Below are 14,251 nucleotides of genomic sequence, written 5' to 3' on the forward strand. Positions count from 1 at the left end.
CGGTTTGGTACGTTTGTTGTAGGTGACGCATATATGCGTCACCTACAACAAACGTACCACCCACAACGATTTTTACAGCAAATTCGTAATAGCCCCGTTCGATGCAGATTGAACAAGATGCGCATACTTTGCTAAAACCCCTGATTTGTAGCGGGGCTCTGGTTTTTTCCAGGCTTTTAAACGCTTTGCAATTTCTTCGTCTGAAAGTTTTATTTCTAGTAAGTTTTTGTTGGCGTCTATCGTTACGGTATCACCTTCTTGGACAATCGCAATCGGTCCGCCATCAAATGCTTCTGGAGTGATATGACCTACTACTAGACCATGCGTTCCGCCACTGAAGCGGCCATCTGTCATTAGCCCCACATCTTCTCCAAGACCTTTACCTATAATGGCAGCGGTAACAGCAAGCATTTCACGCATTCCAGGACCGCCCTTTGGACCTTCGTAGCGGATAATGATTACATCTCCCTTTTTGATTTTGTCTGCCATGATTGCTTGAAAGCAAGCATCTTCCGAGTCAAACACCTTGGCAGACCCTGTAATATCAAATTTATGCAAACCAGAAATTTTTGCAACGGCACCATCGGGAGCAAGGTTTCCTTTTAGAATAACAAGCGGACCGGAGGCAAACAGTGGTTTGTCTTTAGAGCGCACTATGATTTGGTCTTTTGCGAGGTTTGGCATATCTTTTAGATTCTCAGCTATTGTCTTTCCGGTTACAGTTAAACAATCTCCATGGAGCATTCCATCGGCTAACATCTGTTTCATCACACCGTGAACGCCGCCTACTTTATCCAAGTCAAACATCGCATATTTTCCACCTGGCTTTAAATCAGCCAAGTGTGGGGTAACTTTGCTTATCCGGTCAAAATCTTCTAAGCTAAGTCCAACGCCCATTTCTTTTGCAATTGCGATTAAGTGGAGAACTGCGTTAGTAGATCCACCTAGAACTAAAACTATACGGATAGCATTTTCGAATGCTTTTTTCGTGAGGATCATTTTGGGAGTAATATTCTTTTTAATTAATTCCTGAATTGCAATTCCCGCTTCGTAGCAATCGTTCGCCTTACGCGCACTAATCGCAGGCATGGATGCAGAACCCGGTAGACTCATCCCGAGTGCCTCTATAGCGGATGACATGGTGTTAGCCGTATACATCCCACCACAACTTCCAGCACCTGGAATCGCAGTTTGTTCAACGCGTAAAAATTCTTCTCGTGTAATTGTTCCAGCGTTAAATTTTCCAACTGCTTCAAATACAGAAACGATATCCACATCATGACCGTCGCAAGTCCCAGGCATAATCGAACCACCATAAACGAAAATAGACGGAATATCAAGTCTTGCGAGAGCCATTAAACAACCTGGCATATTTTTATCGCACCCGCCGATTGCGACCACTCCATCAAAACGCATTGCATTAGTCACCACTTCAATCGAATCCGCGATTACTTCTCGTGAGGGTAATGAATAATGCATCCCTTCATGACCCATAGAAATTCCATCGGACACAGTGATTGTATTAAAAATTTGTGGCATCCCACCGGCTCGGCGGATACCTTCTTTTACCTTCTCAGCTAGTTTGTTGACGTGCGAATTACAAGGTGTAATCTCTGACCAAGTAGATGCGACACCAATCATTGGCTTCTCGAAATCTTCGTCTATAAATCCTACTGCTCGGAGCATAGCACGGTTAGGCGCTCTCATGTCTCCACTGGTTGTCATACTGCTTCTGCGTTTTAAATTTTCTGCCATTGTTTTTCCTCTAGGTATTAAGTGTTATATTTTTAATTATTGCAATACTTTTATTTAATTTTAGGAAAGGCTTTATTGTAAAGGCTTTTATGTTTTGAAGTATTTTTTTCTAAATACGCATATAAAGTCATTTTAGGAATGAAGACATTTATATAAATTAGATTCATTCCTTCTGACAAATAGAGTTTACTTCTTATTATGCGCTAATTTTTGCTAAAAATAAATTTTGAATCATCTTTAGACTGTCATTCCCGAAATCCCAATTTATTCGCTTCATTCACACTTAATGCCAAGTGATGTTCAATGCTGTAAAATTTAAAAAAAAGAAGTTAACGCAATAGATGGTAGGATAGGCATCCTTGTCTGTCCAAGAACAGGTAAGGATGCTTAGTCTTCATTAAATTGACAGCATCGAACAATTTCGGGAATTTCTATTTGTTTAATACGTCCATACAATCTTTCGCGAAGGATTCTAATTGTTTTTCTAAAAATGGATTCGCTTTTTTTACAAAGGATTCAGAATAAAGATTTTCAAAAGCTGAAAACTTTGCTGGATATTTTTACTAAGTAGAGTCTTATTAGTCTTAGCCTCTACTAACTCAAATTCAAATTCTGTATCGAGTTGATGATGGGAAAAAGGTAATCCAAAGGGTAATAAATAGATACCGAATACACTTAATCCGTACAAAGTATATGTTCTTTTAATATCTGTTTTTAAAATCTTTCCACGCAATATAAAATCGGCATCTTTACTATCAGACTCAGTGGCTACATATACTTCTTTGAATTTTTGATAAGACTGGATTTCTTTTTTCAAAGCATAAGTTAGGACTTTATTGGTTTGATAAAAAGCAAACGGCTCAAATATTCTTTTATGTGAATTATCTGTTTCCCAAAGAACGAATGGGAACAAAATATAACCCATGTCAGTTTCATAATCTTTCTGCCTCAAATCTTGCATTAATTCAATCGCAAATGATTTTGAAATTTTTTCACTTTCAATTTTTTTTGGTTTAGGTATAAAAAAAAATCTGTTTTGAATATTACAGTTTATAAAGAAAAACATAAGGAAAATAAGAATAAGCCGCTTTAAAAGAGTTAGATTCATTTTTTATTTTCCTCAAAGTATTGAATTATTTCTTTACTCATTTCTTGAACTACTTTTTGGTTAAGCAGGACAAACCTATTCACAACCTTTTCATTACTTGTCACAGTGATTTCCCAATCAGATTCTTCTTTAGTGAAAGTTTTTCGCAAAACTACTTGGTTTGTTTTAATCTCTTTCAGTTCTAATTCAAATTCTGTCTTTATTGTAAAAAAGTCCGTTATTAAAGCAAGCCACAGATACGGTAAAGGCCATTCCTTTAGAAATACAAAAGCACCTGTGCCGTAAATTGTTTGCTTGCTATAAATTTGATTCTTTTTCAATTTACAGCTAATCAAAAAATCCGCATCTTTAGGATTGGTTCTATCAGTATAAAAAATTTTATCAAATACATTATAGTCAACTAATTCCGACTCCATCGCTTTTGCTAAATCAATCTCAGGTAAAAAAATTAGTCTATAATAAAACGTATTCTCAGATTTATTAAAAAAATTTGAAGCATACGGCATAAAAGGAATGTATAGCATTGGCATATAAGAAATATTTTCATTTTTCCTTTCATCTACAAATGTTTGAATTGCAATTTTCTTTTTACTTTTAAATATTATTGGTTCTTTATTCGATCTAACAAAATTAAATTTGTAAGAATATATTTCCGGATAATCAGCAGTAGAACAAGACAGGATAAACACGAATAGCCCAAGAATGCATTTCGTAGAAATAAATCTCATAAGAGATAACATTGTTATACCGCTATTTTTGAGTCAATCTTTTTTACAATTTTGCAAGCTAACATAAACTTAGCCCGCGGCAGCGAACCCACCGTTAGGTGTAAACCAATCCTCAGCGCGGGGAACGCTGACATATCATTTCTTTTGCGAAGAAATGATAATAGCGATAGCGTAAGGTGAGAAAATAAGAGTTTACGAAACCCGTTGCTTTGTGTTAAAGTGTAGAAACAGGAGAATTACAATGCCTGTTACGATTGAAAATATTAAAATATATGAAGTCTCAGAAATTGCAAAAAAATTAAAAGCAAAAACAAAAGACATTGAAAATTTAGTTATCAAGAAAAAACTAAACGGACAAAAAATCGGAAACAAATATTATGTTTCCGAAAATAGCCAAAATATTTTTTTAACAGTAACTCAAATATTCTTTCTGGTTGGGAAAATTTTCATAACGAAGCACTGAAAGCAAGAAAAGAACATGAATCAGGGAAAGACAAAGGAAAAACTATGAAAGAAGTTTTTGGAAATGATTGACAATGTATACTATTCTCATTAAAAAAAGAGCAGAAAAATTTATTTCCAAAGCTGAGAAGAATTTAAAAATATTACTCAAAAGCCATTTAGATAATTTATCAGAAAATCCATTTATTGGGGAAGAATTGAAGAAAGATAAAAAAAGGAATTTTATCTTTCCATTTTAAATACAATAAAACGGATTATAGAATTGCCTACTTAATTGAACGAAATGAAATTCATATTTTACCTATTGGCACGAGAGAAAACTTTTACAAAGAATTAACTCAAATACTTTAATCAATCGCTCTAACTATTTGCAATCTTGCTTCACAACCTATTTATAATCTCCGCTACTTCTTTCGGCTTCTCTAAGTGAATGGCATGTCTTGTGTGTTCGAGTAATATGAGTTTGCTACCACGGATATAGGACTTTAAAGTTCTCATGGCTTCGGGAGTTGTGATTAAGTCTTGTTTGCCGGAGATGATCCAAGTAGGGATTTTGATTTTACGGGCTTCGGAACCAAAGAAGATTTCATTTTCGCGCTCGATTGTGTTTTCGGCTAAGAACTTGTATTCTCTACTGTTCCATGCATGGACTAATGTCTTACGAATGAGTTTAGATGGCATGGGAGTTTCTTTGTAATATAAATGCTGTAAGAGTCGCCCGACTTCTTCGTGATCAGCAGGAAATAACACAGCGCGCATTTTATCTCTTTCAGGATGAGGAATTCCTCCAGAAGAAAGTAATACCAGTTTTTGAATTCGTTTTATCTTACTGTCTTTTATCGCGATATGTTGCGAAATCAGCCCTCCCATGGAATGACCGCATAATATGATGTTATCCAGTGAAAGTATTTGAAATAATTTGTAGATCATATCCGAAAAAATATCTACTTGATAAAGATACTGAATTTGTGGAAGCTTGCTTTTTCCAAATCCAGGTATGTCGATTATATTGAGTTTATATTTTTTATCTAGAAAAGGAATTATTTTTCTAAATCCGAAGGCTGAATCTAAAAGTCCATGAATGAGAACAAGCGGCTGACCGTCATTTGGCGATACAAAGTAACTAATGTTATGCCCACCTATGTCCGCATAACATTGTTTTAACCCTAAGTCTTTTGTTAATACTTTGTAACGGGTGTAAGAAAAATATTTGTATATAAGATTGTATAAAATTTGATTCATATTTATTTTTAATTTTTCGTATAGTTTGGTGAGGCTGAAGCCTCAGTCTAAGATGCAACGCCTTTTATTAAATACATATCAATTTCGCCTTTGTTTTTTGCGGATACTTTGCCGCGATACTCGCATAGAAACAAGTCTTTTACAAGTTCGTAGGTTGACGAGGAAATATTTATTTCTCCAACGATGCCAGATGATTCCATTCTGCTTGCAGTGTTGACTGTATCCCCCCAAATATCGTAGGCGATTTTTTCGTGACCAATTACTCCTGCCACTACACTTCCTGTATGAATTCCAATTCTTAATTCAAAGAATGGTTTTCCTTCTAATTCTTTTTTAGCACGAAGAAATTGCATATATTCTTTAAATTCTAAAGCGCATAATACTGTATCAACCGCATTTGTTTTGTTTGCTACTGGAATTCCTCCTGCCGCCATGTATGCATCTCCTATTGTCTTAATTTTTTCTACATTGTGTTTTTTTACAATGGAATCAAACACAGAAAAAATATGATCTAACTCGGATACTAGTTCTTCAGGATTCATCTTCTCTGCAATTTTTGTAAATCCTGCCATGTCAGTAAATAACACAGACACAGTTTCATATTTGACAGGGACAACTATATTATTTCGTTTTAACTCAATTGCAATCTTCTCAGGGAGGATACTTAAGAGTAGCTTGTCAGATTTTTTTCTTTCTAAGTCTAGATTTCTGGATAAAATAAAAATTAAAAAGCCAGTGAATAATTGCACAAATGCATAGTTAAACGATGCGTCTAAGTATCTATCTTGATTAGTTTGAAACATAGTAATATACTGCGGGTAATAATATTCTACCCCAAAAAGAGAAAGAGTCAAAATGGCATAGAATCCATAAACGAAGATAATATTATTATTTCGCAAAAGGATCGTTGCGATTACGAGCGCCGGAATGAGATAATAGTGAGAACCCCCATGCGAGCCACCATTCGTAACCCAATTTACAGAAAGAAAACTTACAATCGTTAAGTTAAGAGGCCAGTATAAAACATAATAAATGTTTTTTACGCGAGCTAGATAATATAGAATTAGAAATAGAATGCCAGTTCCAAAATTTAAAACAAATAAAATTAAGAAATTAGGCAAATAAAAAGTTCCAAAAGAGCCGATTATGTTTAGAATTCCATTTGCAAGGGTAATGGAATTGAAAAGTCTATGTTCTAGAGAATTTATTTTGAAGTCTCCAATCAGTAGAACTAAGAGAGAAATTAATTTTTCTTTCATAACGAATTCATTTTCTCTATAAATACTTAACTACAAGTATTTTTCATAGGGTTTCACAAAAAAGAGCGGAAAACTTTTTTATAACTGGTAATCCTTTCAGGGTAATTGTAAATTAGATAACTAAAGGTAGGTTATGAAAGATAAAATTACAATTATTCTTCGCATTTTGACAGCGCTTATATTTCTTCAGACTTTGTATTTCAAATTTTCGGCAAGCCCTGAATCAGTTTATATTTTTTCTAAATTAGGCTTGGAACCGTATGGTAGAATTGCTTCTGGAATAGCGGAATTAGTCACTGCTGTCTTACTCTTATTACCCGCTACTTTTATACTTGGCGCTTTCATTTCTATTCTGATTATTTCGGGTGCAATTCTGAGTCATTTGACTTTACTTGGGATTGTAGTAATGGACGATGGTGGGTTGCTGTTTATTTTAGCGATTTCCATTTTTATTTTTTCTATTTTAATTTTATTCTTAAAGAAAGAAGGCGTAGTCCAAGTATTAAACCAGTTGGGTTTAAAAAAAGGAGTTTAATAGTCTATGTTAAATCAAAAAATACTTTCATTCTTAAGTTTCATAATGTTTTTTTTAATGCTGATTGCCAATTGTGCGAAAACAATAGAAAGTGAACCAACGAAAAAACATAAATTTGAAATTACAAAGACTGATCATGAATGGAGAAAAATTCTTCCATCAGAGGCATACACAGTGTTACGCGAAAAAGGAACAGAGCGTCCGTTTTCTAGTGATATGCATTCTAACAAAGAAAAGGGTCAATATATTTGTGCTGCTTGCGGCAATCAGCTATTTACCTCTAAAGCAAAGTTTGACTCGGGCACAGGCTGGCCTAGTTTTTATGAGCCTATCGACAAACAAAAAGTAGGCGAAGAAACCGACAGAAGTTGGGGAATGACTCGCACGGAAGTATTTTGCAATCGTTGCGGTGGTCATTTAGGACATGTATTCAATGATGGACCACCACCTACCGGACTCAGGTATTGCATGAATGCCGTGTCACTGAAATTTATCAAGAGTGAAAAGTAATAGATTCAATGCAAATAGAAATTCAAAATTATTCCAATTTGATTCATCAATTAATTAATCATCTGAACCAAGTTCCAGAAAAGGGCTATTCGCAGAAGTTATCCATCTTAGGCGGTTCCACCATTGGTGAGCATGTGCGGCATATATATAATTTCCCCGAATGCTTATTATTGGGAATTAAAACTGGAATTGTGAATTATGATAAGAGAAAGCGAGATATACAAATAGAAACGAATAGAGAGTATGCTGTAAAATTATTATTGGGGCAACTGAATGGATTTGCGGATTATGATAATAAACCTCTTATTTTAGAAACTGGCAACGACGCAACACTATCCTCTATGGACACTAACGTCAAGAGAGAACTTCATTATATCACAGAGCATACCATTCATCATATTGCAATTATTAGAATTGGATTTAGTGTAAATTTCCCAGAAATGGACTTAGATAAAACTTTTGGATTTGCTTATTCTACGATACATTTTAAAGGACAGGTTTTTGAATAAAAAATAGTGCTTTCATAACATCTTTTGCATCGCTTAGGTATAATGAATAATGGCCTCTATTAGAAATTTTCATGGATTTATTTCTTGAGTTTACTCTCTATTTTGCGCCGAAAGAATTCCCAGTCGTAGGAGATTTGCAACTGTTTCAATTCATTTTCTGCACCATATATTAGAAATTCTAAAACTTCTTGTTTGTTCATGCCTGTGGTTTGAGATACATCTGAGATGACACTATCCATTCTTCTCGAATCGCGATCATTTAAAATGAGATGGCTAGATATTTGGGATTCAAAAAGAGTAAGTTCCACTAGGCTTTTACCTTTCCTTGTGTAGTAATGCTTTCTGGTAAACCAATTTCATTTTGGAATTCGATACCCAAATAAAGCATATCCTGATCTCTGAATTCTTTATGTAAATACCATACCATTTTTCCATTGACGCTCGTTACTTTTTGAAACTCTCCCTGTTCGTTTTTTTCTAAAAATTCAAACGAATAAGGTTTTTCTCTTTGTAAAAAAATCTCTTTGCTAAGAATGATGCAGGCTCCACTTACAGATATATCGTTTAAGATGCAATCTGCATGTCTTCCTGGATAAACTTCTATTTTTACGGAATAATGGTCTTTATTCTCTATATAAAACCGATTGTTTCTACGAATTTGTGCCATGCTACCTCTCGAACTGTAAGTCTAACACTATCTCCACAAATTTGCAAGACTTTGTGTGAATTATTGGAAAAAAGGAAAGCAGTTTTTGCAATAAAAGGGAAAAAAATCGCTATCTTTTACTTATGTCGCATGTTACTTTTTATAAAAAAAAATAACACAAAAAGTAACCCTTTTTTTAAATGGCTTGAGAGCCTTAATATTTTTAGGAAAGGAATTAGCATTGTCAAACTGGAATTTTTTAAAACAGACTATCGAGAAGGATGATTTTATCATCGATTGCAGAAATCAATCTGCCTATGAAGAGAGCACTATCAAGGGTGCTTATTATTTCCCTTTCATTAAAAAGGCATTTGGTTCAGATACCGAATCGCAAAAAAAAATGTATACTCCTTTAAAAGCGATTCTTGGTTTAATCAATGATTCCAATAAATCGAGGGTCATTGTTTTTGATGAGGGCATGGGAATGTTCTCCGCTAGAATGGTTTACCTTCTGCGAGCAATTGGATTTAAAGAAGCTTATATATTAGCATTGAAATGGCCTTTTGATGGAGAGACAGAGAAGGGCAAATTGCTAGTAGACGTTGAACCGACTGAAAAAGCAAAGCCGTTAGCGGGCGTAGTAGATAAGGCGTTCATGGAAAAGAATCTAACTCGCTTGCAAATCTTTGACACTAGAACAAAAGAAGAATACGATGGAAAGCTTCCGCGCCTTACTAGCCCTGAACCAGGAACGTTATCCGGCAGACTGCCCGGAGCCTTTCTTTGGGACTGGCAGACATTTTATGATCAAGAAGGGTTTGTCATTACCCGTGAACTTTTTATTAAACGGCTACAGGGCTTTCCTTTTATGCCGGAGAGAACAACTGTCTTGTATGATTACAATGGCGCAAGATCGTGCTTATGCGCTCTCATGCTTAAAGAAGTTGGATACCAAGATGTTTTAACTTATCAGGGTTCTTGGTTTGAATGGAGAAAATCAAATCTACCAAAGCAAGCTGTTTCTCTTTACGGAACAAGTGCTGCTACGACAGCTGCTCCAAGAGTTGGCGGAATTGACAGGAAGAAATAATAATTACAAAACTAGGAGTTTATTATGATTAAAAAAATAATATTAGGTATTCTCATATCCATTTACCTAAATTGTTCGGGAACTCAGAACATAGGTGTTCGTGTTCTTGAAAATGTATCAACCAAAGGGGAATTAGGATCTGAAGTTCAATACAAAATAGATAATAAAACATTGCATATATTCAATGGAAAATTATCATTCGTAGAATTTCCTTTAGATAGATCTTTTTTGACCATAGCAAAAGGTTCTCCGAGCGTTAAATACAATTTAGCCGCATTTAAGTTTAAAGATGAGTATACGATGAGATGTGCAAATCAATCGATTGATAAAATCGAAAAGATTCAAGATGGAATTAAAATTTCTGGAATACTACACGGACAAGATTGCTTTATTAAATACTTTATTGACTTAACTGCCGAAAACAAACAAAGCCTAAATTTTTCAGTTCATCTTGCTGATAAAACATTCAATCGTATTAATTTAGTTTATAGATCTGTAAAAGAAGAACAGTTTTTTGGATTTGGAGAACAATACACTCATTTTAATATGAAAGGAAAAAAGCCTTTTATATTTACAGAAGAGCAAGGAATAGGAAGAGGAGATCAACCGATTACCTTTGGTGCTAACCTCACGCAAGGAGCCGGTGGAAATGAATATACAAGTTATGCTCCAATGCCTCATTACATAACAACGAATAACCGCTCGGTTTATTTTGAAAATAGCGCATACTCCAAATTTAACTTTGAACATGATGAATATGTAAAAGTATTATTCTGGGACAATAATTTAAAAGGCACTATTTGGGTATCGGATAAACCACTTGAACTAATTGAGATGTATACCGCAAAGACAGGACGTTATCAAGGTCTTCCTGATTGGGCTTATGGAACATGGTTAGGTTTACAAGGCGGAACTGATAAAGTTAAAAAAGTTATTAAAGAAGCTAAGCTTGCGGGTAATCCCGTTACTGCGCTTTGGATTCAGGATTGGGTTGGTAGACGTGTAACAGGATTTGGAGACCAATTAAAATGGAGATGGTATGCACAAGAAAATTCCGAATTTAAAGACTCCGATGGAAATCCAGAACCAGCGTATCCTGAATTCAAAAATTTCACAGCCGAGATGAATAAGGATGGAGTAAAAGTTTTAGGTTATATTAATTCGTTTCTTGCGGAGACGAACGCTCCTACAAGTCCTAAGCAACCAATTAAAGAGCCGAACAGTTGCGGTTACAAGCGATTTATCCCATTCAATGACTGTAAGCCAGAGAGAGAGCCTGATTCATTTGCGAACCCAATGCTAGAAGAAGCAAAAGCAAAAGGATACCTTGTTAAAAATCAATCCGGCGAAGACTATATGATTGAGACGGTGGGCTTTCCTGCTTACTTAATTGACTTAACAAATCCAGAAGCTGTAAAATGGACAAAAGATATTATCAAAAAAAATATGATAGAACAAGGTCTTTCCGGTTGGATGGCCGACTTTGGTGAGTGGCTTCCATTCGACGCAAAACTTCACAGCGGAGTTTCTGCAGAGCTATATCATAATATCTATCCAGTAGATTGGGCAAGAATCAATCGGGAAGCAATTCAGGAAGCAGGTAAAGAAGGTGAAATCATTTTCTTCACACGCGCGGGTTATACTGGGTCTAATCGTTATTCGACTGCATTTTGGTTAGGCGATCAAATGGTTAGCTTTGGAGTTAACGACGGATTAGCCTCTACAATCGTTGGACTAAATTCAAGCGGGATAAGTGGAATCGCTATTAACCACAGCGACATCGGCGGTTATACTGGTCTGAAAAATCCACCTTTTTATTTTCCAAATTACGATAGAACAGAAGAGTTAAATAGACGTTGGTCAGAAATGAATGCGTTTACTCCGATTTACCGCACACATGAAGGAAATGTTCCTGGACGTTTTAATCAAGTATATTCAAGCACATACAACAAAAAAACGGACAAAGACGGTAGACCAATTTTATATCCAGAAAATAATTCAGATATAAACAGTGTAAATGCATTTGCTCGTTTTGGAAAAATTCATTATGCGCTAAAGGATTATTTTTCTCATCTCGTAGGAGAAGCAAAAGAAAAAGGATATCCTGTCATTCGTCACCCTTACTTAAATTATCCATCTGACCCTAACACTTACAATTTAAAATACCAGTTCATGGTTGGTGAGGATATTCTCGTTTTGCCGGTATACACAAAAGGCGATACAGAGGTTACTGGGTATTTTCCAAAAGGAAAATGGAAACATGCATTCACTGGAAAAACTATAATCGGTGGACATACATTTAAAGTCCCCGCACCGTTAGGTGAACCAGCAGTCTATGTAAAAGAAGGTGGTGCCTGGTCTGATAGAATTTTTAATAGTATTCAGACGGCTCTCAAGTAAAAAAATAAAAAAGTGCTCTGTGTTTTTTTCTCACAGAGCACGCAGAGAGAGTGATCAATACTCTCTATAGATTACTCCACTTTCTCCATTTCATATCCCGAATAGGTTAATATCTCTTTGCCGCTAACCTGTTTTACAGAAATTGTGTCACCTTTTCCTCTTCCGAGTCCGGCGACAATTGCTTCTTTATCGCTCAATATTTGAAGAGCTAGTTTCTGTATTACGTCAACATTAGCCGCTGGAATTCCATTATTTTCAAAGATGAGAAATCCTTTTTCTATTTTTAATTCTGGATTTTTTATCATACCAGCATTGTCTTTGTCATCGTTTAGAATTTTATATTTACCGAGACGATTTTTCCATGATACTGAGATTGAATCTGCTGGCGTAATTTTACTTCCCCATAATACGATATTTCCTCCTACTTTAAGATAAAGCAATTTGTCTTTCTCGATGGTTTTAAATTTAAACTGTAATGGCGGGTTAATCGTAAATAGCCCGAAAATTTTTAGTTTTGCATTTTGCCACAATCCTTCTTTGTCCGGTAATATAAACTTTATGCCAGTATCTAATTTTGCCGAAACATTATTGTCATCGACTTCTACTTTCATAAGAGCACCATTTTGATAAACTCCGGCGTAAGACGACATATCTGTATTTGCCTCTTCGGGCTTTTTATTTTCTGTTGGTTTTTTGTAACCTGTTTTTGTTTCCAAGGAAATTTGAAGAGCCTTGCTTGCAATATCATACACTACAGGAGCAGAAGTATTTGTATTTGATAGCACTATTACTCCTAGCTTTTCTTTTGGAAGAATTCCAAGCATGGCATGATACAAAAAAGTATCTCCTCCATGCGATATGCTAAAAATATCATTTCCTAAATCAAATGTGTTTATAAAGAAACTTAGACCAATTTTAAAATCATCATCTAGTGCGTTACTCTGATTTTGTATCGTATAAATTTCTTTTAAGGTAGACTCTTTCAGATAGCTAACACCATTTATCCGCCCATCATTTATAAATAATTGAATCACTTTGGACAGATCATTGACGGATGAATTTAAAAATCCTGCGGGTAAGTCTCGTAAGCCAGCTTCCGCGACTTCTGATTTAAAGATTAATCCGCCGTATCCTTTGGCGAAAACGTTTTTCTTATCTAAATTTATTTCATAGAAAGAATGCTCCATGCCCAGTTGTTTAAATAATTTTTTATCTAATACATTTGCATAAGAATCACCGGATACTTTTTCAATGATTCGTCCTAGAATCGAATGTCCTAAATTCGAATAAGAAAAAATAAATTCAGGTGGGTAACTTACGTATTCCCCGGATATGTCATGAACTAATTTTTCTAAGGAATCAGTCTTTGAATAAGAAAAAAATCCTTTCATTCTATCAGATGGCAAACCGGAATGATGTGTTAGAATAGAACGAATTGTGATTGGTTTTGATTTTGGAAATCTAGAATTTAGTTTTAACTCAGGTAGGTATTGGCTAATATCCTTATCTAAATTTAGTTTTCCTTCTTCCACTAATTTCATTGTAATAACTAAATTAATAATCTTAGACACGGATGCGGTTCTGAAGATTGTATCCGAATTGACTTCGATTTTATTTACCTTGTCAGAAAAACCAAATCCTTTTGCGAATAATATCTCTTTGTCGGTAACTACACTTACTCCTAGTCCAACAACAGATGCTTCATTCATTTTTACGGGAATGTAATTGTTTAGGTATTCATTCAAATAAGAATAATCATTTTTGGGGATTGTATCCGGTTTTTGCGGTAGAGAATTGCAATTGAATAAAAATATATTCAGTATCAATACTACCGAATATATAAAATTTTGGAGCTTAGGTTTTAATTTTCTATCATTCATAACATTACCTCTATTTAGATAATTAGACAGTTATCTAAATATCTAAATGGCGTCAATCTAAAAATAAATTACTTATAGTAGAAAAACTTTCTTTCAAAAAATAAAAAATCGTATACAAAAATAAATT

The 14,251-nt window shown here is 34.9% G+C and carries 16 protein-coding genes; 8 read left to right on the top strand and 8 right to left on the bottom strand.

What is annotated here, in order from left to right; all coding sequences use genetic code 11:
- Positions 1–72: 72 nt before the first annotated feature.
- From ilvD to IPH52_25900, 3 genes are all read right to left on the bottom strand, one after another.
- Positions 73–1,755 (bottom strand): dihydroxy-acid dehydratase, encoded by a 1,683-nt coding sequence (gene ilvD, locus IPH52_25890; GenBank protein ID MBK7058418.1) that lies wholly within the window; start codon positions 1,753–1,755, stop codon positions 73–75.
- A 505-nt stretch (positions 1,756–2,260) separates the two neighbouring features.
- Positions 2,261–2,821, bottom strand: a complete 561-nt coding sequence (locus IPH52_25895; GenBank protein MBK7058419.1) for a hypothetical protein — start codon at positions 2,819–2,821, stop codon at positions 2,261–2,263.
- 38 nt (positions 2,822–2,859) lie between these two features.
- Positions 2,860–3,591 (bottom strand): hypothetical protein, encoded by a 732-nt coding sequence (locus IPH52_25900; GenBank protein MBK7058420.1) that lies wholly within the window; start codon positions 3,589–3,591, stop codon positions 2,860–2,862.
- A gap of 241 nt (positions 3,592–3,832) precedes the next feature.
- Between IPH52_25900 and IPH52_25905 the strand changes: the two genes are divergently transcribed.
- The 3 genes from IPH52_25905 (at position 3,833) to IPH52_25915 (ending at position 4,404) form a co-directional block, all read left to right on the top strand.
- Positions 3,833–4,054 (top strand): hypothetical protein, encoded by a 222-nt coding sequence (locus tag IPH52_25905; GenBank protein MBK7058421.1) that lies wholly within the window; start codon positions 3,833–3,835, stop codon positions 4,052–4,054.
- 73 nt (positions 4,055–4,127) lie between these two features.
- The gene (locus IPH52_25910) at positions 4,128–4,292 is read left to right on the top strand and encodes a hypothetical protein (protein MBK7058422.1); all 165 of its coding nucleotides are present in this window, start codon (positions 4,128–4,130) and stop codon (positions 4,290–4,292) included.
- Positions 4,261–4,404, top strand: coding sequence for a type II toxin-antitoxin system RelE/ParE family toxin (locus IPH52_25915; GenBank protein MBK7058423.1), 144 nt, complete (start codon positions 4,261–4,263; stop codon positions 4,402–4,404). Before IPH52_25910 ends, IPH52_25915 begins: the two co-directional genes overlap by 32 nt.
- Before the next feature lie 30 nt (positions 4,405–4,434).
- Here IPH52_25915 and IPH52_25920 read toward each other — a convergent pair whose 3' ends face one another.
- Both IPH52_25920 and IPH52_25925 read right to left on the bottom strand, forming a co-directional pair.
- Positions 4,435–5,295, bottom strand: a complete 861-nt coding sequence (locus tag IPH52_25920) for an alpha/beta hydrolase (GenBank protein MBK7058424.1) — start codon at positions 5,293–5,295, stop codon at positions 4,435–4,437.
- A gap of 47 nt (positions 5,296–5,342) precedes the next feature.
- Positions 5,343–6,554, bottom strand: coding sequence for an adenylate/guanylate cyclase domain-containing protein (locus tag IPH52_25925; GenBank protein ID MBK7058425.1), 1,212 nt, complete (start codon positions 6,552–6,554; stop codon positions 5,343–5,345).
- Positions 6,555–6,687: 133 nt separating this feature from the next.
- On the opposite strand from IPH52_25925, the gene IPH52_25930 reads away from it, so the two are divergent.
- Genes IPH52_25930 through IPH52_25940 form a run of 3 tightly spaced genes read left to right on the top strand, consistent with a single transcriptional unit; the run spans position 6,688 to position 8,108 of the window.
- Positions 6,688–7,089 carry a DoxX family protein gene (locus IPH52_25930; GenBank protein ID MBK7058426.1) on the top strand — a complete coding sequence of 134 codons (402 nt, stop codon included), beginning with the start codon at positions 6,688–6,690 and terminating at the stop codon, positions 7,087–7,089.
- Between the two features lie 57 nt (positions 7,090–7,146).
- Entirely contained in the window at positions 7,147–7,599 is a 453-nt protein-coding gene (msrB, locus tag IPH52_25935; protein MBK7058427.1) for a peptide-methionine (R)-S-oxide reductase MsrB, read from the top strand.
- 8 nt (positions 7,600–7,607) lie between these two features.
- Complete coding sequence (locus tag IPH52_25940; protein MBK7058428.1) at positions 7,608–8,108, top strand: hypothetical protein; 501 nt, start codon at positions 7,608–7,610, stop codon at positions 8,106–8,108.
- Positions 8,109–8,185: 77 nt separating this feature from the next.
- Here IPH52_25940 and IPH52_25945 read toward each other — a convergent pair whose 3' ends face one another.
- Together IPH52_25945 and IPH52_25950 are read right to left on the bottom strand one after the other, a co-directional pair.
- Positions 8,186–8,416, bottom strand: coding sequence for a hypothetical protein (locus tag IPH52_25945; protein MBK7058429.1), 231 nt, complete (start codon positions 8,414–8,416; stop codon positions 8,186–8,188).
- Complete coding sequence (locus IPH52_25950; GenBank protein ID MBK7058430.1) at positions 8,416–8,775, bottom strand: PilZ domain-containing protein; 360 nt, start codon at positions 8,773–8,775, stop codon at positions 8,416–8,418. The genes IPH52_25945 and IPH52_25950 overlap by 1 nt, the downstream gene beginning before the upstream one ends.
- Before the next feature lie 220 nt (positions 8,776–8,995).
- Between IPH52_25950 and IPH52_25955 the strand changes: the two genes are divergently transcribed.
- Entirely contained in the window at positions 8,996–9,844 is an 849-nt protein-coding gene (locus IPH52_25955) for a thiosulfate sulfurtransferase (GenBank protein ID MBK7058431.1), read from the top strand.
- 24 nt (positions 9,845–9,868) lie between these two features.
- Positions 9,869–12,244 (top strand): alpha-glucosidase, encoded by a 2,376-nt coding sequence (locus IPH52_25960; protein ID MBK7058432.1) that lies wholly within the window; start codon positions 9,869–9,871, stop codon positions 12,242–12,244.
- A gap of 71 nt (positions 12,245–12,315) precedes the next feature.
- Here IPH52_25960 and IPH52_25965 read toward each other — a convergent pair whose 3' ends face one another.
- Complete coding sequence (locus IPH52_25965; GenBank protein MBK7058433.1) at positions 12,316–14,124, bottom strand: beta-lactamase family protein; 1,809 nt, start codon at positions 14,122–14,124, stop codon at positions 12,316–12,318.
- Positions 14,125–14,251 lie beyond the last annotated feature (127 nt).

Source organism: Leptospiraceae bacterium (genome assembly GCA_016708435.1).
GTDB lineage: Bacteria > Spirochaetota > Leptospiria > Leptospirales > Leptospiraceae > UBA2033.